The following is a 24803-nucleotide window of genomic DNA, read 5'->3' as shown; positions in this document are numbered from 1 at the left end:
TACCGCGGCGGTGTCGAGGCACCGTCCGACACGCCGGCCAACCTCGCCGGCCGGTGTCGTTGGCCTGGTGCCGCAGACTGAGAGTGGGGGAGAGGGGAGTGTGCTATGATTCCGGGGTGATTTCCCCAAACACGGGAATTCGCACCACTTTGAGGGTTCAAGTCTCCCCTCTCGGACACTCTTTTACCCCACGGGGTTTCATCAAATCTGCGACTGGCGCTCCTTGCTGATGACTGTGGATCTGCCTTCATGATGGTCGGCAGTGGAGTTCATCTCGAGCGGTAGCGATGTTTGGCCGGATAGGGCTATCGGCTCCTGAGTAGCAAGGCGTGGGGTCGGCCTGAGTTCCCAGCTTGCGTGGCTGCACACGATCTCCAGTCCTGCTCGATGGAGCTGTTCATTAACCTCGTACGCCTCATCGTCCTCGGGTGGTTTCCAGCCTTGCTGGCTGAGTAGTCCGGGTAAGGCGTCGAGCAGGTGGTCCTCGCGGGCGTAGACGGTACGGGGCGCCTGACTCGGTCGCGGTGTGCCAGTTCTATAGCCATGGCGGCAGCGATGACCGGCGCGGCCGTGGACCCAGTGCGCGTCCATCCGACGGCCGCACTCACCGCACACCACCGTCCCGGCCAACACGTACTCCCGCGCCTGGCCGTCCGCAGTTGGCCGCGCAGCTCGTGTCCCTTGAACGGAAATGAATGTGGCCTCGTCGACCAACGCTGCATGGGACAGGCGTTCGGAGACTTCCCAGTCTCGCACAGAGCTTCGGAGCACTCGTCCTGAGCCGCGGCCGCCAGCGCGTCCCCCGGTGCCGTGGCCTTTGGTGGTGTGCCGGTTCCAGACTTGCCGGCCGGTGTAGCGCGGCTTCTCCAGGATTCAGTGCGATGGTGCGAGCGATCCACCTCCCAGCTGACCGGTGTGGACTACGGGCCTGGTCCGCCTCGGCGGGGCAGGGCACGCCCCGGTAGTTGAGCTCCCGTGCCAGCGACGCTACCGACCGGCCGCGTGCGCGTTCGGTGAACATCCATCGCACCCACGGCGCGGTGGCGGGATCGGGCTCCAGCACGTGCACGCGCCGGCCCCACTGTGCGTGGGTGGTGTTGGGGTGCGGGCCGGCGTCGGCGAGGCGGTATCCGTACGGTGGGCGACCACCGAGGAACCGTCCCTCCAGCCGGGTTTGGGTCGACCACGATCTCACCGACGCCCTCGACCAGCTCCTCCGACACTGCCCGCTGCCACGCGCGCGAGGTCTGCGGGTCCTGGAATCCGCGGGTGGACATCCGCCCGTAGAACGCGAACCGCACACCACCAACCGGTCCTGGAACGGCTCGCGGTGAACCCCGCCGACGTGCCGCTACCGCTTCGGCAAAACCCGCACTGCTCAACTCACTCATCCCGGCCCTCTCCGCATCGAGGCCGGGAACCACCACGCTGCAGCCCCATGACCGACACTCAACCAGGCCGGGCCAACTTCACCGCACCCCCACCAGCGATACTGATCACCCCGCAACACCGGCGTAGGCCCCGGCGCTGATCGTGCGAACGCCAACGGGTGCTCTCCGCTCAGGTGGACGTGGCTAGGGTCTCGGCCGCATGTCTGGGGATGAGAAGCCGGTACGGCGGGTGAAGGTCACGGCCGAAGCGATCTTCGAGGTCACCGACGTAACCGCAGTCGAACAAGCCGCGCTGGAGGACATCGGGCAGAGCTCTTTCGCCGGAGACAAGGCAAGAGCTAGGTGGCGAGGGCTTGCCGCCGCAGCCATCGAAACGGGGCAGCACGCCCTCCATCATTCAGATTCCGGCCCACAGGCGAGCGTCCGCTGGACGGCATGACTCGACACCGTTGCTCCTGCGGAGGGTCGCAACGCGGTACGGCCATTCGGCCAATGCCCCTATTCAGCGGAAGAGCGAAGACATCAGAACGGGCCTGACCGCGCAAGGCGTTCGAGCAGGCGGTGGGAGTGTCTCGCAGGCGTTTGGGCGCGCCGGGTGACTATCGCCTCTGTGCTGGTGAGGTAGGAGGAGAAGAGTGGGGGCATGGCGGCTGGAAGGTGCTGTTGCCCGGACGCTTCTCTGCTGGAGAGGCGCTTGGTGGCTTCGGGTTTTCTGCTGACGATGCTGAGCGTGGCGCTTCGCGATCGTCGCGTTGGCGGTGAATCAGGCGTACCGGCAGCGGGCGGAGCCGTTGGTGCGGCGCAGACATCGAGTGCGACCGGGCAGTCGCGAGGCGTGGCCGGCCGAGCCTTGGCGCACGTGGCGCTGTGCCCGGTGCTCATCGCCTGGACTCCGGCAGCCTGAGAGCGGTGCGCATGGCGGGCGGGCAATCGAGTGCGCGCGGGCCGAAGCGACTGCTCCGGGCTGGCTACGAGCGCGAACTGTTCCGGTTGCAGGCGGAATTGGTGAAGGTGCAGGAGTGGGTCCGGGCGGAAGGTGTGCGCCTGGTCGTGCTCTTCGAAGGCCGGGATGCGGCGGGGAAGGGCAGTACGATCAAGCGCGTCGCGGAGTACCTCAACCCGCGTGTGGCGCGAATCGCGGCGCTGCCGGCGCCGACGGAGCGGGAGCGGACGCAGTGGTACTTCCAGCGCTACGTCGCCGAACTGCCGGCCGCTGGTGAGATCGTCCTGTTCGACCGCAGCTGGTACAACCGCGCGGGAGTCGAGCACGTGATGGGCTTCTGCACCGACGAGGAGCACCAGCGGTTCCTCCGGCAGTGCCCGCTCTTCGAGCGGATGCTCGTCGAGGACGGGCTGCTGCTGCGCAAGTACTGGTTCTCGATCAGCCAGGCCGAGCAGGAGCGTCGCCTGCGCAAGCGGGCGGTGGATCCGATGCGGCGGTGGAAGCTCTCCAGGGTGGATCTGGAGTCGATCGCGCGGTGGGAGGAGTACTCGAGGGCCAGGGACCTCATGCTCGCGGCCACTGACACAGCCGAGGCCCCGTGGTATCTGGTGGAGAGCGAGGACAAGCGGCGTGCCAGGATCAACATGATCGCGCACTTGGTGTCGAGCGTGCCCTACCAGGAGGTGCCGCTTCCGGCCCTCGACCTGCCACCCCGGCCGCCTCCTGCGGGCTATCGCAGGCCGCCGCGGGACGCGTTCTGCTACGTCCCCGACCACGCCGCCTCGCTCTGACCGCATTCGTGACCAACTCCTCTGGTCGTGCTCGGGCGGGCGCGGGACGGTGGGTTCCGGGACGTGGTCTTCGAGGTGGGACATGACCGATCGGACGAGTTCGCTGGACTTGGCGAGCACGCCTGTCGTCGCCGTCCGGCCCGAGCTGGATGCGATGGGGGCGTTGTACGAGATGTACGCGCGGGACGTCCATCATCTCGCTGTCGTGGCCGATGACGGGTCGGTGGGGCTGGTCAGCGCGTCGGATCTCTTGCAGGGCATTGCCGCTTGGTACCCGAAGACGGAGGTGACCGTCGGTTCGTTGTGCGCGGTGCCGGGGCCCGTGGTGGAGGCCTCTGACGGCATCGACGTGGCCGCACGGCGCATGATCGACGCGCGGACCGACGCGGTTCTGGTCATGCGGAGCGGCTGCGTTTGCGGGGTGCTCACCGCGGTCGACCTCGTCCGAAGCATCGCCCGGAGTTCTGCGGCACCGGACGGGCGTGTGGAACGCGAGGGGGAAGGCAGCTGAACGAGCAGCTGGTGGAGGCCTCGTTGCGCCGTGGTCAATCCTGCGCGGGCCCGTCGATGAGCAGATCGGCGGGTTCGCGGCGCGGCGCGGCGGCGGTGGTGGTCCCGTGGCCGATCCGCAGCAGCGCCTGCGGTGCAGCATGCCCACCGAGCAGATCGTGGACTTCCTGACGGGTCTCCGGCAGTTCGAGGACTTGGGAGATCACCGAGGCGGCCAGCCCTCGTGCAGTCGCGGTCAGCCACAGCCGCTGCAGGGCCTGTCCGGACTGCAGTTCGGCCTCCTGGTCGTCGGTGCGGCTGCACAGCAGCGCCAGCAACGGGTGGGATTCGAACTTCGTCCCCGGTGCGCGTTCGGCCTGACCGGCGGTGAAATCGCGGTTCACCCACTGATCCTGGAGCCCGGGCTTGGGGCCGGCGGCCGACAACGGCACACCTTCGGAGCCGTCGTCGCCGCGGCCGACCCAGGCCGCCAGCTCGGCCCGGAACCGTTCGTCGGCCATCTGCACGCGGTGTGCACGGTGCACCAGCCCTTCGAGCGTCCCCAGTTGACCCGGCGGTACCACGTGCAACCAGGTGTGCTCCTCCTGCACGGCGCGAACGAGCTCGTGGCGGTCTTCGGTCGAGACCGGGGTGTTCTGGAACGGCTGCCGGTGGCTGTGCCGACGGGGGATCGCCTCGCACAGCTGGACATCACCGGGGCGCGGATGTTCGTGACCGCCGCTGCGGATCTCAGCCAGAGCGGTGGCGGAACCCAGGGGCGGCAGCAGGGTCACCAGCGGGTGGACTCCCGCCTGCGCCAAGGCGAGGCGGAGATTGAACAGAGCGGCTCCGCACGCGAGCCGCAGTTCCCGGTCTTCCGGGTCCGCCGCGGGCAGTCTGCGCTTCGGGTCCGCGTGCAGTTCGATCAGGTGCGGCATGATCCGGAAGCGCCAGGGCTGGCTGTTGTGCAGTGACGGGGCCATTCCGGCGAGCCGGATGACCTGTTCGATCTGGCAGGATGTCAGGCCGAATGCTGCGGGGAACGTCGGCATCCTCACCTCCGCGGGTGCGATGCCCTCACCATGCCTGCTGCGTCGGCTTGCCGGGGAGGGCCCAACGGCCTCGGCGCGCAGCACTGGTGACGAAGTGCTCTGATCCCGCAGCGCCCATCTGACGCAGCCTGGACCCGGTGCGGGAGGGGGCGTTCCGGATGGCGAAGAGCGTTCGCAGACCGGTGGTGGTGGGCTACGACTTGGCCGCGCAGTCCCGCCGAGCGGTGTGGTGGGCGGGGCGCGAGGCGTCCGGTCGTCACTTGCCGTTGCAGCTGGTTCATGTGCTGACCTGGCCGTTCGAGAAGAGCATCCCGATCGTCGTGCCGGGTGAGGGCGACGTGCTGGAGCCGCTGCAGGACATGCTGCGGCGAGAGCTCGGCGAGCTGGTCGCGGGCTGCCGGGAGATCGACGCGGAGCTCGAGGTGCGCGACGAGTTGCGGTTCGGGGATCCGGTCGAGACCTTGTCGGAGTTGTCGGGCGATGCCGAGCTGCTGGTGCTGGGCGGGCCGCGCATCGAGGTCGAGATGGGGGTGCTGGGTTCGACCTCGGCTGAGCTGCTGGCCCGCCGCACTGGGGCTCCGGTGGTGGTGGTCCGAGGCGCGGGCGAGCAGCCCGATTCACGACCCGTCGTGGTGGGCGTGGACGGGTCGCAGGCGAGCCGCAAGGCGATCGGATTCGCCTACGACTTCGCTTCGCGCCACGGCAACGCGCTGGTCGCGGTGCACGCGTGGAGCGACCTGCCGCTTGATCTGTTCACATGGGTGCAGCACTGGGAGCTGCCGTGGGACGAAGTGCGCCAGGAAGCGATGGAAGTGCTCGCTTCCTGCCTGGCCGGTTGGAGCGAGCACTACCCGGACGTCAAGGTCCGGCGCGCGATCAGCCCGGAGAAACCCGCCGACGCGCTACTCCGGGAAGCGCAGGACGCCGCGCTGGTCGTGGTGGGAAGCCACGGCAGGGGACTGTTCCGTCGCGCGTTGCTGGGCTCGGTGAGCCACGCCGTCGTGAACCGGGCTCGGTGTCCGGTCGCAGTCATGCGAACGGGGTGAACTCGTCACGACTCCGCCACCGCGTCGCGGACGATGGCCACCGGGCACGGAGCGTGATGCAGCACACCCGCCGCCACCGAGCCCAGCAGGAGCCCGGCGAACCCGCCGCGACCGCGGTGCCCGACGACCAGCAGACGAGCTTCCTCAGCGGCAGCGGCGAGTTCGGCAACCGGATGCCCTCGCTGCGCGATCCTGCGGACCGGCACGTTCGGGTAGGCCTCGGCGCAACCGGACAGCTGCTCGGAGAGACCGCGCAGCGCTTCGTCGCGGAGCTCGACCAGCTCGTGCTCCAGCGGCGGCACGATGGGCGTGGGCTCCACGTACTCCCACACCTGCACGGCCAGGAGCTCGCACTCGTAGCGGGCTGCGGCCTCGAGCGCGTAGCGCAGTGCGGCCCGGCTGCCCGAGGAGTTGTCCACCCCGACGACAACAGGCCCGCTGCTGCGGTGTTCCCGGACGACCACGACCGGGCATCGCGCGTGCGTGGCCACCTTGGCACTGACCGATCCGAGTAGCGTCGCGGCCAGCGGGCCGCGTCCGCGCGAGCCGACTACGACCAGCTCCCCGGCACCGGAGAGCTGGACCAGCACGTCCGCCGGGTCGCCGTGCGCGACTGTCGCCGTCACCTCCGGGCCCGATCGGCGGGGGGTCGAGCGGCTCGCGACCGAGCGGGCCGTTTCCCAGGCTTCGTCATCCGCCGACCGATCGCCGGTGACCACCACGACCCGCACCTGCTCTGCATGCCGGAGCTCGGCTTCCTCGACGGCCCACGCGGCAGCTGCCAGCGCCCCTGCCGAGCCGTCCACTCCGACGACTACTTGCCCACCCGAATGCATGCCGACTCCCTGGTGCGGATGAACTGGGTGAGCCTCGGGTACCCGGACCCGCCTCGGCACACGGGGTCGTTGGACTCTGACGTCGAGAACCACGCGCGGCTCACCGCGAGATGTCGACTGCGACATCAGGACGCGGAGACGCCGGAGTGAGTGCGCACGATCGCGCAGTGGAGCGCGGTGTTCTGCGGAGGCGTCCCGCGGCGGCGTTGGCACTTCTCGGTCTCGCCGGCGTGGTGATCGCAGGACGCGTGCGCGTGTGCTCGACTCGGACGCATTCCCCACCTGCGCGGCTGAAGCCGCCTCCAGCGCTTGATCAGCTGGAATCGTCCTTCCACGACCGGTGTTCGAGCGAGAAGCGCGCGGTCTCGCCGGGACCGAGCAGGACGCTCCGGATGCCGCAGGCGCAGGTGATGGGCGGCCGGGCGGGGCCGGGTGCGGTCCGAACCGTCGCGGTCCGGCCGGTGACGGTGATGGTGAGGGGCTGTCCCTGGTACCGGAGGGTCAGCTCCAGGTCTCCGAGTTCGGTCGGCCAAAGCGGGTTGAGGCGCAGCGCTCCGTCGCGGACTTCGATGCCGGCGAAGCAGCGCTGGAGGAGGTCGATGCTGCCTGCCATGGCGGCGAGGTGGACGCCTTCGCTGGTGGTGCCGCGCTGGGTGTCGTGGATGTCGGCGGCGAGCACGTGGTCGAAGAACTCCAGCGCCCGGTGCCGGTGGCTGCGGGCGAGCACCCAGGCGTGCACGACCGCGCTGAGGGTCGAGCCGTGGCTGGTGCGCTGGAGGTAGTACTCGATGTTGGCCGGGATCGTGTCTGCGGGCATCGGGTATCCGAGACCTTCGAGAAGTCCGCCCAGTTCCTCGGCGGAGAGCAGGTAGAACAGCATCAGCACGTCGGCCTGTTTGGAGGCCTGGTAGCGGTTGGGGTCGTCGCCCTCGGCTTCGAGGATTCGGTCCAGCCGGTGGATGTCGCCGTAGCGGCGCCGGTAGCCGTCCCAGTCGAGCTCGGCGAGCTGGTCGTAGCCCTCGAACTGGCTGATGATGCCGTTGCCGTGGAAGGGCACGTACATCCGCTGCGCGATCCGCTTCCACCGGTCGATCTCGCCGTGCCGCAGGTTGAGCTGCTCGACGAGCTCGTGGCGCCGCTCGGTGGGCAGTTCACGCAGGACTTCCGCGGCGGTGCGGCACAGCCAGGCCGTCATGATGTTGGTGTAGGCGTTGTTGTCGATGCCGGGACGCGCCTGCCCCGGATAGCCGGTGTGGTACTCGTCGGGGCCGACCACGCCGCGGATGACGTAGCGGTCCCGGCTGCGGTCGTAGTGGGCCAGTGCGGCGAAGAACCGGGTGATCTCCAGCAGCATCTCCGCGCCGAACTCGCTGAGGAACTCGTCGTCACCGGTGGCCCGGTGGTAGTGGTGGATGTTGTGGGCGATGGCGATGCCGACGTGGCGCTGCAGGTGGGTGTGATCGGGCAGCCAGCGCCCGGAGCGCGGGTTGAGGTGCAGCTGCTGACTCTCCTCCCGGCCGTTGCTGCCGCTCTGCCACGGGAACATCGCCCCAGGCAGGCCCGCTTCGGAAGCCGCGCGGCGGGCCCGGCCGAGCCTGCGGTAGCGGTACATCAGCAGTGTTCGGGCCAGCCGGGGGCGGCGCAGGGTCAGGGTGGGCAGCACGAAAAGCTCGTCCCAGAACACGTGCCCGCGGTAGGCCTCGCCGTGCAGCCCGCGAGCGGGCACCCCGACGTCGAGATCGCCGCTGGTCGGCGAGATCGTCTGCAACAGGTGGAACAGGTGCAGCCGCACCGCTCGCTGCGCCTCCTCGCTCGTTGACAGCCCGCAGTGGAATTCGCGGTGCAGTCGCGCCCACGCCAGGGTGTGCGACCGGCACAGCTCGTCGAAGTCCGGGGCGCAGCGCACCTCGTCCACGGCTTCGGTGACGGGTTCGGTCGAAGCCGCGTCCCGGGAAGTGCGCAGCGAGGCGATCTTCTCGACACGGACTTCGGAGCCTCGTTCGAGCTGGACGGTGAGGTCGTGGGTGATCAGGTCGCCCTGCTGGACCAGCGAGCGCGCCACGTCCGACGGCTGGCCGCCCGCGAACACCTGCGACCGCGCGGCTTCGGCGACGCGGATGCCGGACTGCGAGGTCCGCGCGTGCAGCACCACGATGCCCGTTGCGGTCTCGAAGGTGCGGTGGTCGGTGAGGTGCTGGGAGTCGAGTGCGCGGTAGCGGGCGACACCGCTGTTGGTCACGCGCCCGTCGATGCCGCAGCGGAACGTGACCTGCCCGGACCAGTCTTCGGCGACCAGCGTGGTGTCCAGCCCGGCGAGATGAGGAGCGGCCATGTGCGCGAACCGGTGCTGCACGAGCCTGGTGGTGCGCCACTGTTCGTCGCGGAAGCGCAGGCGGCGCACCAGGAATCCGCGTTCCAGGTCGAGCTCCTGCTCGTGGTCGAGGACCTCCAGCCGCCGGAGGTCGAGCCACGGGCCGCCGTCGACGCGGAAGGTCAGCAGCAGCCAGTTCGGCATGTTGACCACCGACTCCTGCTCCACCTCCCGCCCAGCGACCTCGGTGGTGAGCCGGTTGTAGCAGCCCGCGACGTAGGTCCCCGGGTAGTGCACGTCGTCGGCGGTGCACTCCGGAGCGGCACCGCGGGTGGCGAAGTAGCCGTTTCCCAGCGTGCACAGGGCCTCGCGGCGACCCTCGTCGTCCGGATCGAAGCCCCGGAAGCCGAACAGCCAGGAACTCATGGCGCTCCCGGCGGTGGTGCGATGCGGGACAGCAGCTCGATCAACCGGTCTGCGCCGTCGACGCTGCAGTGCGCCCAAGTCAGGCGGTCGCCGTGCTCGACGCTGAGCACGACGATGCCGAGTCCGTCTTCGTGGACCTCGCGCAGCGCGTCCTCGTCGGTGTAGTCGTCGCCGGCGAACACCGGTGCCAGGTCAGGGCCGGTGAGCCCAGCGCGCTCCAGCAGCCAGCGCAGCGCCCGGCCCTTGTTCCAGTCGATGTCGGGCAGCAGCTCGACCACCTTGCGGCCGTGGGTCACCCGCAGACCGGGCAGCTCCGAACAGATCTGCCTCGCGGCGGAGACCACCCGGTCGACGTCGGCGGGGCTGACGTTGCGGTAGTGCGCGGCGAGCGCGAAGCGCTTGCGGTCGACCAGCGCTCCGGCCACCGGCGCCAGTTCGGCGGACAGGCGCTGCTCCGCGACGTCGAGAGCGGGCAGCGCGGCTTCACCCGCTTCCTGCGCGATCGGGTCATCACCGGGACCGGCCAGCTCGAATCCGTGGCTGCCCGCGCACCACACGCCCTCGACCCGCACCCGGCCGCGCACATCGCTGAGATCGCGACCGCTGATCACGGCCACCGGACAGCGCTGGACGAGCTCCTGCACGGCCGCCCGGGTCCGCACCGACAGCGAGACCTGCGCCGGGTCCTTGCGGATCGGTGCGAGGGTGCCGTCGAAGTCCAGCAGCAGCACTGGACGACGGCCCCGCAGCCGGGAACTGATCTCGTTCCAGTGCACGAGTCCGTCGGGGATCTCGGAGAGCCGCCGCTGCCCGGGTGCCGCGATCGTCACCTCGTCCAGGCTGGACACCACCACGTCCGCACCGGCGTCGGCCAGCCGCCTCGGCAGGCCTGCCCGGTCGAGGCCGAGAACCAGCGCGAATCCACCAGCACGGGCCGCTGCCACACCCGCTTCGGCGTCCTCCACCACCGCGGCCCTCGCCGGTGGCACGCCCAGCCGCCGGGCGGCTTCGAGGAAGAGCGCGGGGTCGGGCTTGCCGGGCAGCTCCAGCTCCGCCGCGACCACGCCGTCGACGCGGACGCCGAACAAGTGCCCGATGCCCGCCTGTTCGAGCACCCGGGAGCAGTTGCGGCTCGCGGAGATCACGGCGGTCGCGACGTGGTGCTGGTGCAGTGACTCGACGAGCGAGACGGCATCGGCGAACACCTCTGCGCCCTGCTCGTCGAGAACGCGCCGGAAGTGCTCGTCCTTGAGCTTGCCCAGTCCGTGGGCGGTCTCTTCACCGGCTTCGTCGCCCACGTCGCCGCGGGGCAGCCCGATCCCGCGGGAGTGCAAGAAGTCCAGAACACCGTCAACGCGAGACTTGCCGTCGACGTGGTGGCGGTAGTCGTCATCGGTGAACGGGCGGTGGTCCTCCGACGGGGTCGGGGAGCGCTCGGCCAAGTACTGGTCGAACAACCCCTTCCACGCCGCGGAGTGCAGCCGCGCGGTGTTGGTCAGCACTCCGTCCATGTCGAACAGCACGGCGCGGTGGAAGAGAGGATCGATGCTGGTTGCGACCATGGCGGCTCCACACCTGGGAATCGGCGTGCTCGCGGATTACCCACATCGTGGCTTCGTGCACTTTCAGCAGCAGCGTTTGGAGCAGGGACGCTCCGGAAGGGAGCAAGCCCTTACTCGACATCAACTGCGCCGGCGGGCGGGCCGAACTCGCTTTCGTCGAACCGCTCGGGACGAGCACCACCGGTACTCCTGCCTACCCGCACCGGTACGGGCGCGAGTTCTGGGGCACCAGCCCGGAGTTGCGGCGCTCGTTCGACGCCCAGATGAACTGGCGTTTCCAAGCGCAGGCGCCGCAGATCGCTAACCGCTTCGACTGGAGCCGCTTCTCCGAGATCCTTGACGTCGGCGGAGGTGATGGGCCCGTCCTCGCAACGATCCTGCAAGCCCATCCCGACCTTCGCGGACGGATCCTGGACCTGCCCCGACGACTACCGCCCTCTCCCGGCTCTTGATGTCCTCCGTCTCCCTCGGGTGGGATCTGATGCCAAGCGGGCCGGGTGTTGCCTGGCTGTACGCCAGTTCGCGCTGTCCCCGATGGGCAGGGGAGTGGCGGCGTCGCAGCCGTAGGAGCCGGCCCGGACAATCACGAGAGATCGAAGGGGGCGGGGAAGTGGCCTTCCCAGATCTGGCGGGATGCCTGTTCGGGGTAGGGCAGAGTCTTCGACTCGGTGTCCAGGACGCGGGTGAGGTGCTCGCCGGGCCGGTGAGCGGACCAGCCCGCGTCGCCGGTGGTGACGAAGCGGACCCATGCCTCCTGGAGTTCGCGGGAGAGCGCCACGGCATCAGGAGTGGGCTCCTCACCGATGAGCTCGGTGCCGACGGGGCTGTCCAGCGTGCCGAACGCCAGGGGCACGTCGAGGCTGTGGCAGGCGCCCAGGATGCCGCCGAGGGCCGGGGCAACCCAGCACAGTTCGAACAGGTACGAGGTGCCGCCGGCTGCGGCGTTCGCCTCGGCCAGCTTCTGCGACGGCATCCGGAATAGGGCGTCGGAGTACACCGTCTCCACCAGCTCCTCCGGGCCTGCCTGCGGGAACGCGGCACGGTAGGCCCGCGCGCCGTCCGGCTGCGGGGCGTGCAGTTCCAGGGCCGCGCGGGAGTCCTCCTCGGTGAAGGTGCCGTACCGTCCGCTCACGACGCTGAAGTACCGGAATTCGTCCCGGGCGTGGCCGACGAGCAGTTCGGCCCCGCTCGCGCGCGCGCCGGTCAGCGCGGGCCAAGGCGTTTCCGGGAGAACCTCGCCGTCGACGACGGGGCACAGCGCGGCGCCGGCGTCCGTGAGGCGTCCCCAGCTCTCCCGGTGCGCGTGGAGGCCGGCGTTGAAGGAGGTGAGCTCGGCGGCCAGGTGCCACGGGTCGATGTCGCGCAGGGCCTCGGCGGTGGGGGCCGCCGCGCCGAGTCGGTCCGCGAACGCGGCGGTGACCTGCCGCGCCAGCGCGGGGGTGCTGTGCAGCCCCGGCACCGAATGGGCGATGGCCCGCCGGAACAGGCCACGCGCGGACTTCATCGTCAGCAGGGCGGCGACCGAGCCCGCTCCGGCGGACACCCCGCCCACGGTGACCCGGCCGGGATCGCCTCCGAAGGCGGCGATGTTGCGCTGCACCCACTCCAGCGCCGCGATCTGGTCGAGGAATCCGCGGTTGGGCGGCACGTCGTCGAGGAACGCGAATCCCTCCGCGCCCACGCGGCAGTTGATGGTCACCACGACGACGCCCGCCTCGGCCAGCGCTGCCGGGTCGAACATCGGGTCGCTCGACGCCGCCGAGAGGTAGCCGCCCACGGGGATCCACACCAGCACCGGCAGTCCCGCCGCGCCGGGATCCGGAGTGCCGACGTTGAGCGTCAGCCAGTCGGTGCCCTGCGGGGGCACGTCGATCGGCAGGGACAGCGGCACCACGGGGCCGAACTCGACCGCCTGCCGCGTCCCCTCCCAGCGGTGCGGCGGCGCGGGCGCGGCGAAGCGGAGCGCTCCGACCGGGGGTTGGGCGTAGGGGATGCCGCGGAACACCGCGTGTCTCTGCCGCCAGCGCCCCTGCACCACGCCTTCCGTGGTCCGCACCTTCGGATGTTCGGACATGACGATTCCTTCCCTCGAGTGGACCCCAAGATTATGGGTCAGGTGTATTATGTCAACCGTATTGGAACAGTCCCGGGGTACGAGGGAGGGGTCGGCGATGCCGAAACAGGTGGATCACCGCGGACGCCGCGAAGCGATCGCCCGCGCACTGTGGCGGGTGGTGGAGCAGCGCGGCGTCACACAGCTGACGATGCGCGTGGTGGCGCAAGAGGCGGGCATGTCACTCGGGCAGCTGCAGCACTACTTCGCCTCCCGGACCGCCATGCTCTCCTTCGCCATGGACTTCGCGTCGGAGCAGACCTCGGTGCGCATACATCAGGGACTCGAAAAGCTCGGTGACCGTCCGCACCCCCGTGAAGTGCTGCGACTGACGCTCGCGGAAATGCTCCCGTTGCATGCCGACGCCCGCGCGACCAGCCGGATGAGCGCCGCCTACGTTCTGGAGGCGCTGCACGACGATGTCGTGCACGAGCAGGCACGCCGCGGCCTCGTCCAAGGGCGGGCCCTCGTCGAGCGGCTGGTCCACCAGGCGATCGCCGACGGGCACATCGACTCCGGCCGCGACCCGGCGACCGAGACCAACCTGCTCCTCGCCCTCACCGGCTTCACCTCCCTGATCGAACTCGACGTGATCGAGCCCCAGGACGCGCTCGCCGCGATCGACGTGCATCTGGACCGGCTGTTCAGGAGTACGTGACCTGCCCCGGACACGGGAGCAGGCGGGGAAAGATCAGCTCTAGTCCGGCCGCTCCCCGGCCTGGTGCCCTCTGACCGGCCACCTCTGCCGTGATCTGTCCGTAGTGGTCGACCCGAGGAGTGAACGCGATCCATCGGTCCGTCTCGGCCCGTGCCCGGCTCAGCCCCAGCACCTGGGCGACTGCGGCCATGAGGCCGCCCGCGAGACCGGGCGCCTCCCAAACTCGTGCACAACTGCCGTCACCACTCGCGAACAAAGTCACACATCGGCTCCCGCGCCCGGCCTCACCGCGATGAGGACGAAGTCGATCAACGCTTCGCGCAGCAGTGCGCCGCACGCCGGTAGTCCCGGCCGCCGTGCTGCAAGAGCAGAGGAGACCTATCGTCGCAATCGAGGTGGTGCGCGCTTCTCCCGAGCGGACTCGGGTGAGGGGAGCCGGTCCGGTGTCAGCGGCAGGCAGTGGGTCCGAAGCTGGGGCGAACGCGCAGGTGGTGCGCGCGGTGCTGGCCGATGGCAGCGTCGTCACTGTCCGGCTCCTGGAGCGTGGGGATCTGGCCGAGCTCGAACGCCTGCACGGGGCGTTGTCGGCGGAGGACCGCTACCTCCGCTTCTTCGGCGCACCTTCGGACACCAGCATCGCCAGGTTCCTGCGGGGACTGGTGGAACCTGGCGATGCGCACGTGGTGGCGTTGGGTGCGTTCGAAGGTGCGCGGCTGATCGGTGTCGGCCACTACGAGCTCGTGCTCCCGGAAGTGGCCGAGATCGCCTTCGTGGTCGAGCACGCCCGGCATGCGCGCGGGGTGGCGACCCTGTTGCTGGAACACCTGGTCGCCGTGGCTCGCCGGCGCGGCGTCCGGACGTTCGTCGCCGAGGTCTTGGCGGAGAACTCGGCCATGCTCGAGGTGCTGCGCGACAGCGGCCTGCCGCACGAGGCGCACCTGGACGGCTCCAGCTACCAGGTCAAGGCCGCGCTGGACGCCGGTGAGCCGTACCAGGCCAAGGTCGGCGACCGCGAGCGGATCGCGGAGGTCGCCAGCCTGCGGCGAGTGCTCGGTCCGGCCTCGGTGGTGGTCATCGGCGCCGGGCACCGGCTCTCATCTGTCGGGAACGCCGTGCTGCACAACATCGTTCACGGCGGTTATGCCGGAACGGTGCACGCGGTCAACCGCAGCGGGGGCGAGGTCCACGGCGTCGCTGCGGTGCGGTCGGTGGCTGACATCCCGGAACCTCCGGAGCTCGCGGTGCTGTGCGTGCCTGCGGAGAGCGTTCCCACCATCGCCGAGGAGTGCGGTCGGTGCGGCGTGCGCGCGCTGGTGGTGGTGACAGCGGGGATCACCGGATTGCCGGACGTCGCCAACGAACTGCTCACCGCAGTGCGGCGCTGGGGAATGCGGTTGGTGGGCCCGAACTGCCTCGGGCTGGTCAACTCCGATCCGCAGGTCCGTCTGGACGCGACGTTCAGCGCAGCCGGGATCCCGGCAGGTGCGGTGGGTGTGGTCACGCAGTCCGGGGGCGTGGGGATCGCGCTGCTGGAACGGCTGGATGCCGCCGGGCTGGGCGTGTCCACCTTGGTGTCCACAGGGGACAAATACGATGTGAGCGGCAACGACATGCTGCTGTGGTGGGAGCGCGACGAGCGGACCCGGATCGGCGTCCTCTACCTGGAGTCCTTCGGCAACCCCCGCAAGTTCTCCTGGCTGGCGCGGCGGATCGGCCGGTCCAAACCCCTGGTGGTCCTGCGCAGCGGCAGCAGTCCGGTCGCTCAGCGCGCCGCGCTTTCGCACACCGCGGCGACCGCGACGCCCAGCAGCACCCGGGATGCGCTGCTGCGGCAGACCGGTGCGATCGGCGTCGACGACTTGGACGAGCTCGTCGCGGTGCTCGGCTTGCTGAACTGGCAACCGCTGCCTGCAGGGCCGAAAGTGGCTGTGGTCAGCAACGCGGGCGGCCTGGGTGTCCTCGCCGCGGACGGCTGCGCGCGCGCCGGGCTGGATTTCGCGGAATTCCCGCAGGCGTGCCGAGAACTCGCAGTCCTGTTGCCGGGGCAGGCCAGCGCGCGCAACCCGGTGGACACCACGGCGACCCTCGACGCGGCCACCTTCGGGAGGAGCCTCGAGATCGTCCTGCGGGATCCGGCTGTGCACGCACTCATCGTGCCGGTCCTGCGCACCGCGATCGGCGACCCCGGTGACGCGGTCGCCGAAGCCGTGGCCCGAGCCCGTGCCGCCGGGTGTGACAAGCCTGTGCTGGTGGTGCGGCCGGGGCAGCAGGAATCGGTGCGACAGCTGCCCGGCGGGACGTCGCAGATTCCGGTGTTCGCCGATCCCGCGCTCGCCGCCAGAGCACTCGCCGACGTCGTCGGATACGCGACCTGGCTGGTTCGGCCGAGCGGGGCGGTACCGGACCTCGGCGGGATCGACGTCGCGGCCGCGCGCGCCGCGGTGGTCGCGGCGCTCGACCGGTCGCCCGGCGGTAGGTGGTTGGAACCCGAGGAGGTGCGGCGACTGCTCACCTCGTTCGGCCTGTCGGTGGTGCCCACCACGCTGTGCCGCACCGAAGCCGAAGCGCTCGCCGCGTTCCGCGAGCTGGGTGGCTGCGTTGCGCTCAAGGTCAGAGCGGACGGGGTTCTGCACAAAGCCTGGGCAGGTGGCGTGCTGCTCGGTGTGTCCACGGTCGCCGACCTGCGGGCGGGGTGGGAGCGCTTGCGCCAGCGATTCGGTGCCGGGTTCGGCGGGGTGGTGCTGCAGCCGATGGTGGAACCGGGGCGGGAGTTCCTCGTCGGCGTGCTCAGCGAACCCTCGTTCGGGCCGGTGATCGTCTTCGGCATGGGCGGAATCGACACCGATCTGATCGCAGACCGCAGTCGTCGTCTGGTCCCGCTCACGACCCGCGATGCCCGCGAGATGCTCGACGAGCTGCGGGCCGCGCCCGGACTGTTCGGACCCGACGCCGACCGAGCGCTGGACACCGGCGCGGTGGTCGACGTGCTGCTGCGAACGGCGCGGTTGGCCGAGCTGGTGCCCGAGGTCGTCGAAGCCGACCTCAACCCGGTCATCGCAACCGGTAGCGGCGTGCGAATCCCGGACGCGCGGATACGCCTGGAACCGCGCGTGCTCGGTGATCCGTTCCTCCGCGAACTAGGAGGTTGAGCTCGTGACCATCGCCTCTAGCCGGCTGGGGATGGATGCCCGACGGTCAGGAGAGCCGCCCGAACCGAGGCGAGGAGCGAGCACATGGGCGACAGGACTGACGAGACGCGAACGCACGCCCCCGATGTCGATGCGGCGGCGTGGGAGGTCACCGGGCCCTCGGTGACGATCGACGACTTCGCGCCGCGCTGCGATGTCGGTGCGGTCGAGCACGTGGTGACCGATGCGCCGCCGGAGGAGATGTACCGGGCGCTGCGGAACCTGGACCTGCTCGACATCCATTCGCGTATCGCGGATTTCGCCTGGCGGATACGGGGACTGCCCGAACGGATCGAACGGCACGTCCCGCCGCGGGAACCGACCAGGCTGACCTTCGACGACCTGTGCGCCAGCGGCGAGTGGGTGCAGCTGGGCGAACAGCCGGGACGCGAGGTGGTCTTCGGCGCGGTGGGGCGGTTCTGGACGCCGGTCGTGCGCATGGAGGAGGTCTCGGCCGAGGAATTCGCGCAGTACGGCAAGCCCGGCCGAGGAAAGCTCGTGACCGCGTTCTCGGTGCGCCCCTACGGCCGTGGCGGCAGCCTGGCGACCTACGACGTCCGCACGACGCTCAACGATCCGATCACCCGCCGGATCTTCACCCTGTACTGGCGCACGGTGCGACCGTTCGTCCGGGTCATCATGCGCGCCACCCTCCGCACCGCGGCGAAGCGAGCGGCACGTCCAGAGGCCGGGAACGGGTGACGGTTCCGGCGGAGCCCGGAAACCACGAGCTGCTGCGGACGATCAGTGCGAGAGCATACGGACTTCCTCGCGCTGCACCACGTCGACAGCCCGGTGGCGATCGTCCGGGGGTTCCACCCCGTGTGAGCCGAGGATCTGCTGGAGGTGCGGCATGTCGTTCGCTGATCGCAGGGAAGCGGGGTGGCGGTTGGCTGAGCGGCTGCGGTACCTGCGCGATGAGGATGTCGTGGTGCTGGGCCTGCCGCGCGGTGGGGTTCCGGTCGCCTTCGAGGCGGCTCGTGCGCTGGATGCCCCGCTGGACGTGATCGTTGTACGGAAGCTCGGCATCGCCGCCCACCCCGAGCTGGGCATGGGGGCGATCGGTGAAGGCGATGTGCGTGTGATCAACGACGAGGTGATGTGGCGAACCGGTGTCCGATCCGGCGAACTCGCGGAGATCGAGCGCCGAGAACGTCGCGAACTGGATCGGTGGGCGAGGCTGTGCCGGGGGAACCGCGCGCGGATCGACCTTTCGGGGAGAACAGCGGTCATCGTCGACGATGGGATCGCGTCCGGTGCGACAGCGGCGGTGGCCTGCCGCGTGGCCCGTGCGCAAGGAGCCGCGCGAGTGGTGCTGGCGGTTCCGGCCGCCCCGCCCGGTGCGCTGGAGCGGTTGCGGGAGTCCGTGGACGAGCTGGTGTGCCTGGAAGCGCCGGAGGACTTCCGGGAGATCGGTGAGCGATACGCGGATTTCACCCCGGTTCCGGACGCGGAGGTCGTCGAACTGCTCGACCTCGTCGCGCAGGCACACCCCGCGGCTCGTCGCGTGGAGACCGGCGAAAACGGGTGCGACGCCTGATTGAGGACAGCTCGTGACCATCGTCCCTGGCGGGCGGGCACCTGAACGCGCGATGGTCGTGGGCGGTGACCGACGATGGGGGCGAGCGGTGGTCCTTCCCGAAGTGCAGCAGCTCCTGGTGGGAGTCGACGCTGCGGTCGAACGGTTCAGCGGCCCGCGGAAGTAGTCGAGTGATCCATCCGCATCACACCCGCTTCTCCGGCCGGTCTTCGACATCGGCGGAGCCGGACCCGCGGGAGTCGACTTCGCGACTGCTCCGGGATCTGCGAACCAGCACGGGGGGACTGACCGCGAGAGAAGCGCAGCGGCGACTCGAGGTGCACGGACCCAACGCGCTGGCGCTGCGCGAAGCGCAGCAGTGGCCGGTGGCGCTGCTGAAGCAGCTCTCCCACCCGCTCGCACTGCTGCTCTGGGTCGCTGCGGTGCTCGCCTGGATCGCCGGCACCCGCGAGCTGGCCTGGGCCATCGTGGCGGTGGTCGTGCTGAACGCGGCGCTGGCGTTCTGGCAGGAGGAACAGGCCGAGCATGCCGTCGAAGCCCTGGGCGAGTACTTGCCGCAGCACTCCGAGGTCCGGCGCGACGGCCGTGTCTCGTCGGTGCTGGCAGCCGATCTCGTGCCAGGCGATGTGCTGCTGCTCGGAGAGGGAGATCGGGTACCGGCGGATGCCAGGCTGCTCAGCGGCGCGCTCGAGATCGACGCTTCTGCGCTGACCGGCGAGTCCAGCCCGGTGGAACGAGCCGCGGATCTCCCCGACACCGCACTTCGCCCGGTGGACTCCCCGGTACTGGTCTTCAGCGGCACCGTCTGCACCGGAGGGGCGGCTGAGGCGGTTGTCCACGCGACCGGTCGGCACACCGAGCTCGGCCGAATCGCCGCCCTGTCAGCCCGGGTGAGGTTGGCGGAAAGCCCGCTGGAACACCAGGTGCGGCGCGTGGCCTGGCTGATCGCGGCTGTGGCCACCGGTGCTGCCGTGGTGTTCCTGCCGCTCGGAGTGCTGGCGGGATTGAGCTGGACCCAGGCGTTCCTGTTCGCCATCGGCCTGCTCGTCGCGAACGTTCCCGAGGGACTGCTGCCCACGATCACCCTCGCGCTCGCCGCCGGGGTGCGGGGCATGGCTCGGCGCGGTGCACTGGTCAAGCGACTGTCGGCGGTGGAGACTCTGGGTTCCACCGCGGTCATATGCACCGACAAGACCGGAACCTTGACCCGCAACGTCATGCGGGTGGCAGAAGCGCGGGACGGCCTCGGCTCGCTCACCTCGGCCGACCCGGCCCTCACCACGGCGCTGGCCCGGTGCACGACCGCGGACCCACGTGCGGGGATCGGGGACCCGATGGAGCTGGCGCTGCTGGTTTTCGCGGAGTCCTCCGGGCTTCGGCTGGCTCCCGAGACGCGGGATTCCCAGCGGATCAGGCTGTTCCGATTCGACCCGCATCTGAAGCGGATGACCACTGTGGACCGGGTCGGTGACGGGTACCGGGCGAATGTCAAAGGCGCACCCGAGGAACTTCTCACCCGGTGCACCAGCGCGTTGTCCGACGCAGGTGCCGAACAGACCTTGACCGATCGGGAACGTGCGCGGTTGGCCGCCGTCGTGGACGGCATGGCCGATCGCGGGCTGCGAGTGCTGGCCGTGGCCGGCCGGGCCTTCGACCACCCGCCGGAGGACCGGGCTGTCGTCGAGTCGCAGCTGTGCCTGCTCGGCGTGGTGGGGCTGATCGACCCACCACGCGCGGAGGTGGCGGCTGCGGTCGCGGCGTGCCACTCGGCGGGGATCCGGGTGCACGTGGCCACCGGCGACAACGGGCGCACAGCGGCGGCGATCGCTCAGCAGGTCGGCATCGGTGCTGACCACGTGGTCGACGGCCCGGCGTTGGACGCGATGCCCGAGACCGACCTCGACGCGCTGCTGACCAGCGGGCAGGAGATCGTGTTCTGCCGGGCCGCGCCCGAGAGCAAGCTGCGCATCGCCGATGCCCTGCACCACTGCGGGCAGGTGGTCGCCATGACCGGTGACGGGGTCAACGACGCGCCCGCCCTGCGCCGAGCCGATCTCGGTGTCGCGATGGGCGCCAGAGGGACCGACGTGGCGCGTGAGGCGGCAACCATCGTGCTCACCGACGACAACTTCGCCACCATCGTCAGCGGTGTCGAGGAAGGCCGCCGGGTCTACGACAACGTGCGCAAGTTCATCCTCTACATCTTCGCCCACGCCGTGCCCGAAGTGCTGCCGTTCCTGCTCTTCGCCCTGTCCGGCGGCGCGGTCCCGCTGCCCCTGACCGTGCTGCAGATCCTGGCGATCGACCTGGGCACCGAGACGCTGCCAGCCCTGGCGCTGGGCCGGGAGCGAGCCGAGCCCGGGCTGATGAGCCGCCCACCGCGGCAACGGACCGAGAGCGTGGTCACGGGACGTCTGCTGCTGCGCGCGTGGGGCATCATGGGCGTGGTCTCGGGGATTCTCGTGCTTCTCGGGTTCTTCGCGGTGCTGCTGGCAGCCGGATGGCGGCCGGGTGCCGACGTGGTCGGGGACCCGGTGCTGCACCACGCGTACCTGCAAGCCACCACGGTGACCTTCCTCGGCGTCGTCTTCTGCCAGATCGGCACCGCGATGGCCTCGCGGACCCAGTACGCCGCACTCCGCGACGTCGGGGTGACCAGCAACAAGTTGCTGCTCGGCGGCTGTGCGTTCGAGTTGGCCTTCGCGGCTGCGATCGTCTACCTGCCCGCGCTGCAGGCGGTGTTCGGCACCGCGCCGCCCCCGGCCTGGGCGTTCGCGCTGCTGGCGCCGTTCCCCGTCCTGGTGTGGGCTGCCGATGAGCTCTACCGTGCTCGGTCTCGCCGGGCCTTCGATGACGAAATGCCCTGATCGCACCCCGTCGGATCACCGAGTCTGGAAGTGAGCGACTCGGGAGAACGTGATGTGCGCTGGATGGCTGTCGACCGAGGCCGGCTGGCTTGGTCAGACGTTGGGGTTGAAACCGAACCCGTTGCGGCGTCGCCGGGACCGCATCGAGGCTGTTGTGCTCCTCGCACTGCTCGTCGTGGCGTTGGCAGTCGTGCCATTGGGGGCCCTCACGTGGGGCAAGGCTTCCTACGAAGCGGATGTGCGTGCGGCGGCCACCGCTGCGGTGCGGCACCAGGTGGAGGCGGTCGTGATCACCGAACCGCGCATGGAAGTCGTGGGGGTCAATCCCGATTTCGAGGTGAACCGGTACCGGGCCGAGGCGCGGTGGTCTGGTGCCGATGGGACTCCCCGGGTACAGACGATCGATGTGGGGGCGGGCGGCGAGGTCGGTAGCACGATCGCGGTGTGGATCGACGATGCCGGGCACCTCGTAGAGGCACCTCGGAGCGAGAGACAGCTTCGGGCGGTGGCAGTCGGGGGTGCCGTGGGGGTGGCTATGACCGGTGAGGCGGTCTGCGTGGCGTTGATCGCCTGCGTTCGAGCTGCCGCCAATGCGCGTGCGGACAAGGCATGGGAACGAGAGTGGGAGATCGTCGGGCCACAGTGGACTCGGCAGCAGTACTGAGCCGCTGTGCGGGCCACGACGGAATGTGAGCGGACATCATGGCCAGCCGACAACCGCTTGTGGTCGGGGTGGACGGCTCCGATGCCAGCGCGCGGGCATTGCGCTGGGCGTTGGGGGAGGCGCGTCGTCGTGGCGCGCCCGTGCATGCGCTCGCGGTGTGGGAGTCACGCGCGGTCATGGCCGGGCCCGCTCCGCTGCTGATGAACCCGGACCTGGCGCCGCACCACGTGCGCGAGCAGCGCTGGCAGGAGCTGACCCGGCTCGTGCGCGATTGCATGGGCTCGGCGTCGAGCCCGGAGGTCCACGCCGAGCTCGTCGAAGGCGACGCGGCTGAGACCCTTGCGGAGAGGTCCGTGGGTGCCGCGATGCTGGTGATGGGGGATCACGGGCGTGGCCGACTGGCGGATGCGGTGCTGGGCAGCACGGCACTGCGCTGCATCCACCGGGCGCGGTGTCCGGTGGTGGTCGTGCCCGCCGGTGTGGAGTCGGATCCCGAGCCCGCCGGTGGGCAGAGCATCGACCCGGTGCTGGGCTGAGAGCGATGAATCCGCGCGAGAGCTCACCGGCCGGCCGTCTGTCCACCGGTGGGCTGGATGACGCTTTCGCACCGTCGGTTCAGCCTGTGCCATCTGCGCTGCGCACGACGGCAACCGGGCATGTGGCGTGGTGCAGCACGCCTGCTGCCACCGATCCCAGGAACAGGCCGTCGAAGCCCCCGCTCCCTCGGTGGCCCACGACGAGCAGTCGCGCATCACGCGCGGAGTCGGTCAGGACCGACACCGGGTGGCCTCGCTGCACCACCTCACGGGTAGCGACCTGCGGGTACTGTGCGCGCAGCGGCGCGGTCTGCTTCTCCAGCGCCTGCTCCACCTCGTGCTGCACGCGGTCCCGGTCAGGTGGTGCGAGCGGGGCCGAGAGCAGCCCTTCCTCGTGCCACACCTGCAGGACGACCAGATCTGCGTGCAGCCGGGCGGCCTCGGCGTAGGCGAACCGCAAGGCTTGCAGGCTGCACGGTGATTCGTCCACTCCGACGACCACCGGCCCCACGGTGATCGGGATGTCCTCGCGCACCACGACCACCGGACAGACCGCGTGGGTGGCCACGCCCGTGCTCACCCCGCCCAGCAGGGCGTCGGTGAAGCCGCCGTGCCCGCGCGCGCCGAGGACTACCAGCTGCGCTTGCGCACTGCGGCGCACCAGCTCTTCGACGGGATGGCCGGTGGCGACCTCCGCGGTGATCACGACATCAGGGGTCTGCACTCGGCATTTAGCCGCGATCTTGCGCACCACCTGCTCCGCGTGGTCGGCCCGGGCCGGGTCGTCGTTGACGATCAGCAGCTGCAACCCGGTGTTGCGCCGACTGGCCTCCGCAGCCGCCCGGTACGCCGCCTTCACGGACCCCTCAGACCCGTCCACGCCCGCCACGACAGGTTGCTCCGGTACCACCATGATGCCTCCTCATCTGCACTCGCCGCGTACGACGGCCACCGGGCACGACGCGTGCTGGATCACGCCGCCGGCAACCGAGCCCAGGAGTCCGGGGAACTCGCCCCTCCCACGATGGCCGACGACCAGCAGTCGCGCGTCGACGGCCGCCGCCGCCAGCTCGGCCACCGGGTGTCCGCGCTGGACGACTTCGCGGACCGGTACCTCCGGGTACTGCTCGGTCCATCCGGCGATCTGCCGGATGAGGACTCGTTGCGCTTCCTGCCGCGCCTCGGTCATCTCCAGGCTCAGCGTGGGCACGCTCGGGGCATAGCCGACGTCCCGCCACACGTGCACCGCCACGAGCCCGGCCGCATGGCGTGCCGCGGCGTCGAAGGCGAATGCCAGCGCGGCGCGACTGTGCCGCGAGTTGTCCAGCCCGACGACGATCGGGCCGGAGTCGCGGTGATCCCGGACGACGACGACCGGGCAGTGCGCGTGCATGGCGACCTTGGTGCTGACCGATCCGATCAGGATCGCACTCAGCGAGCTGTGTCCCCGTGCGCCGACGACGAGCAGCTGTGCCTCGTTCGATCGTCGCACCAGGACGTCCGCCGGATGTCCGTGCACCACTTCCGGCGAGATCTCCAGACGTGGATGGCTGCTCACCAGTCGGTCCACCACGGCCGACACGGTCTCCCATGCCTCGTCGTCGCACAGCGGGTCATTGCTGACCACCACGAGACGCAGCTCAGGTGCACGGAGCAGGTCGGCCTCGCCTGCTGCCCACATCGCGGCACCGATCGAATGCGTGGAGCCGTCCACCCCAACGAACACCGGCAAGTCCGCGGCCATGCTCACACCCCCATGCCCGTCGGCCAAGGCGAGGTCACTTCCCGGGTACCCCGGATGTGCAACGGGAACAAGGCCGGTCGGCCCTAGTGGCGGGAGTTCAGCGCGACGGAGAGTGTTCCCGGATCCTCGGCCAGGAGGTCGCGATGGTTACGTTGAGCATCATCAAGGCCGACACAGGTGGTTTCCTCGGTCATCCCGCCGTGCACCCGGACATGGTGAGCCCGGCCGAGGAAGCCATGAACACCGCCGTCACCGTTCGGCTACTGGTGGGCGGGGCGAGCGCCTGCTGCGGTGACGACCTGTCGTTGACCATGGCCCAGGAGCACGGCCCGGACTCGGAGGCGGTGCACTCCCTCGCCTGGGACGTGTTCCGGCAGACAACCCGGTTCGCCCAGCGGCTCGGTCTGTGCGGAGCTGGTCAGGATCTGCTGTCGGACGCCTTCAGCGGGATCGCGGGACCTCTTCGACGACCGCGCCAGAGCGCGGACCAACGAAGTGATGGACTACCTGCGCCGCCACGGCCCGTTCGAACCGCACCGGTCGCCGCTGGAAGAACTGAGGTACACCACCATGGCAGAGTTGGAAGAGCTCCTGGCCGAACGGTGGCAGCCGATGCTTCAGGCCGCTGTTCCAGTCCCGCGCTGAC

Annotated in this window: 21 protein-coding genes and 1 pseudogene; 14 read left to right on the top strand and 8 right to left on the bottom strand. The window is 70.0% G+C overall.

Translation table 11 applies throughout. The features are described from left to right. Positions 1 to 201: 201 nt before the first annotated feature. Complete coding sequence (locus C4T78_RS37375; RefSeq protein WP_374703864.1) at positions 202 to 618, bottom strand: hypothetical protein; 417 nt, start codon at positions 616 to 618, stop codon at positions 202 to 204. Positions 619 to 1590: 972 nt separating this feature from the next. On the opposite strand from C4T78_RS37375, the gene C4T78_RS35935 reads away from it, so the two are divergent. The 3 genes from C4T78_RS35935 to C4T78_RS03990 all read left to right on the top strand — a co-directional run bounded on the left by C4T78_RS35935 (position 1591) and on the right by C4T78_RS03990 (position 3636). Continuing rightward, complete coding sequence (locus C4T78_RS35935; RefSeq protein WP_143185735.1) at positions 1591 to 1830, top strand: hypothetical protein; 240 nt, start codon at positions 1591 to 1593, stop codon at positions 1828 to 1830. A 476-nt stretch (positions 1831 to 2306) separates the two neighbouring features. Continuing rightward, positions 2307 to 3125 (top strand): polyphosphate kinase 2, encoded by an 819-nt coding sequence (ppk2, locus tag C4T78_RS03995; RefSeq protein ID WP_093347099.1) that lies wholly within the window; start codon positions 2307 to 2309, stop codon positions 3123 to 3125. A gap of 82 nt (positions 3126 to 3207) precedes the next feature. Continuing rightward, positions 3208 to 3636, top strand: a complete 429-nt coding sequence (locus tag C4T78_RS03990; protein WP_093347101.1) for a CBS domain-containing protein — start codon at positions 3208 to 3210, stop codon at positions 3634 to 3636. A gap of 34 nt (positions 3637 to 3670) precedes the next feature. Here C4T78_RS03990 and C4T78_RS03985 read toward each other — a convergent pair whose 3' ends face one another. Then, positions 3671 to 4750, bottom strand: coding sequence for an Acg family FMN-binding oxidoreductase (locus tag C4T78_RS03985; RefSeq protein ID WP_309599255.1), 1080 nt, complete (start codon positions 4748 to 4750; stop codon positions 3671 to 3673). A gap of 74 nt (positions 4751 to 4824) precedes the next feature. Here C4T78_RS03985 and C4T78_RS03980 point away from each other — a divergent pair, with 74 nt between their 5' ends. Then, positions 4825 to 5712, top strand: coding sequence for a universal stress protein (locus C4T78_RS03980; protein ID WP_093347107.1), 888 nt, complete (start codon positions 4825 to 4827; stop codon positions 5710 to 5712). 5 nt (positions 5713 to 5717) lie between these two features. Here C4T78_RS03980 and C4T78_RS03975 read toward each other — a convergent pair whose 3' ends face one another. From C4T78_RS03975 to otsB, 3 genes are all read right to left on the bottom strand, one after another. Further along, complete coding sequence (locus C4T78_RS03975; protein ID WP_093347109.1) at positions 5718 to 6548, bottom strand: universal stress protein; 831 nt, start codon at positions 6546 to 6548, stop codon at positions 5718 to 5720. Positions 6549 to 6861: 313 nt separating this feature from the next. After that, positions 6862 to 9285 (bottom strand): glycoside hydrolase family 65 protein, encoded by a 2424-nt coding sequence (locus C4T78_RS03970; RefSeq protein WP_093347112.1) that lies wholly within the window; start codon positions 9283 to 9285, stop codon positions 6862 to 6864. Continuing rightward, positions 9282 to 10847: a trehalose-phosphatase gene (gene otsB, locus C4T78_RS03965; RefSeq protein WP_093347115.1), complete on the bottom strand. Its 1566-nt coding sequence runs from the start codon at positions 10845 to 10847 to the stop codon at positions 9282 to 9284. Before otsB ends, C4T78_RS03970 begins: the two co-directional genes overlap by 4 nt. A 47-nt stretch (positions 10848 to 10894) precedes the next feature. On the opposite strand from otsB, the gene C4T78_RS03960 reads away from it, so the two are divergent. Then, positions 10895 to 11299 (top strand): methyltransferase, encoded by a 405-nt coding sequence (locus C4T78_RS03960; protein WP_235863041.1) that lies wholly within the window; start codon positions 10895 to 10897, stop codon positions 11297 to 11299. A 131-nt stretch (positions 11300 to 11430) separates the two neighbouring features. On the opposite strand, the gene C4T78_RS03955 is transcribed toward C4T78_RS03960, so the two are convergent. After that, entirely contained in the window at positions 11431 to 12921 is a 1491-nt protein-coding gene (locus tag C4T78_RS03955) for a carboxylesterase/lipase family protein (RefSeq protein ID WP_093347117.1), read from the bottom strand. A 97-nt stretch (positions 12922 to 13018) separates the two neighbouring features. Between C4T78_RS03955 and C4T78_RS03950 the strand changes: the two genes are divergently transcribed. From C4T78_RS03950 to C4T78_RS03915, 7 genes are all read left to right on the top strand, one after another. Then, the gene (locus C4T78_RS03950) at positions 13019 to 13618 is read left to right on the top strand and encodes a TetR/AcrR family transcriptional regulator (protein WP_093347120.1); all 600 of its coding nucleotides are present in this window, start codon (positions 13019 to 13021) and stop codon (positions 13616 to 13618) included. A gap of 356 nt (positions 13619 to 13974) precedes the next feature. Further along, entirely contained in the window at positions 13975 to 16767 is a 2793-nt protein-coding gene (locus tag C4T78_RS03940; protein WP_235863042.1) for a bifunctional acetate--CoA ligase family protein/GNAT family N-acetyltransferase, read from the top strand. A gap of 84 nt (positions 16768 to 16851) precedes the next feature. Continuing rightward, complete coding sequence (locus C4T78_RS03935; RefSeq protein WP_235863043.1) at positions 16852 to 17508, top strand: hypothetical protein; 657 nt, start codon at positions 16852 to 16854, stop codon at positions 17506 to 17508. Between the two features lie 151 nt (positions 17509 to 17659). Continuing rightward, positions 17660 to 18346, top strand: coding sequence for a phosphoribosyltransferase (locus C4T78_RS03930; RefSeq protein ID WP_177247403.1), 687 nt, complete (start codon positions 17660 to 17662; stop codon positions 18344 to 18346). 170 nt (positions 18347 to 18516) lie between these two features. Further along, a complete protein-coding gene (locus C4T78_RS03925; protein WP_093347123.1) occupies positions 18517 to 21213 on the top strand; it encodes a cation-translocating P-type ATPase in 2697 nt (898 codons plus the stop codon). A gap of 52 nt (positions 21214 to 21265) precedes the next feature. Continuing rightward, positions 21266 to 21877 carry an Rv1733c family protein gene (locus tag C4T78_RS03920; protein ID WP_093347126.1) on the top strand — a complete coding sequence of 204 codons (612 nt, stop codon included), beginning with the start codon at positions 21266 to 21268 and terminating at the stop codon, positions 21875 to 21877. 38 nt (positions 21878 to 21915) lie between these two features. Next, the gene (locus C4T78_RS03915) at positions 21916 to 22413 is read left to right on the top strand and encodes a universal stress protein (RefSeq protein ID WP_093347128.1); all 498 of its coding nucleotides are present in this window, start codon (positions 21916 to 21918) and stop codon (positions 22411 to 22413) included. Between the two features lie 79 nt (positions 22414 to 22492). Here the strand turns inward: C4T78_RS03915 and C4T78_RS03910 are convergent, their stop codons facing one another. Together C4T78_RS03910 and C4T78_RS03905 are read right to left on the bottom strand one after the other, a co-directional pair. Continuing rightward, on the bottom strand, positions 22493 to 23326 hold the full coding sequence (locus C4T78_RS03910; protein WP_093347131.1) for a universal stress protein: 834 nt from the start codon (positions 23324 to 23326) through the stop codon (positions 22493 to 22495). 9 nt (positions 23327 to 23335) lie between these two features. Next, on the bottom strand, positions 23336 to 24157 hold the full coding sequence (locus tag C4T78_RS03905) for a universal stress protein (protein ID WP_093347134.1): 822 nt from the start codon (positions 24155 to 24157) through the stop codon (positions 23336 to 23338). Positions 24158 to 24300: 143 nt separating this feature from the next. Between C4T78_RS03905 and C4T78_RS36885 the strand changes: the two are divergent. Further along, positions 24301 to 24546: pseudogene (locus tag C4T78_RS36885) on the top strand (fructose 1,6-bisphosphatase); the annotation flags it as partial. Between the two features lie 109 nt (positions 24547 to 24655). Continuing rightward, a complete protein-coding gene (locus tag C4T78_RS36880) occupies positions 24656 to 24802 on the top strand; it encodes a fructose 1,6-bisphosphatase (protein ID WP_235863044.1) in 147 nt (48 codons plus the stop codon). Position 24803 lies beyond the last annotated feature (1 nt).

The sequence above is a fragment of the Saccharopolyspora kobensis genome, from assembly GCF_900108315.1.
Classification (GTDB): domain Bacteria; phylum Actinomycetota; class Actinomycetes; order Mycobacteriales; family Pseudonocardiaceae; genus Saccharopolyspora; species Saccharopolyspora kobensis.
The sequence above is the reverse complement of the archived record's forward strand: the minus strand, read 5'-3'. Positions and strand labels throughout refer to the sequence as shown.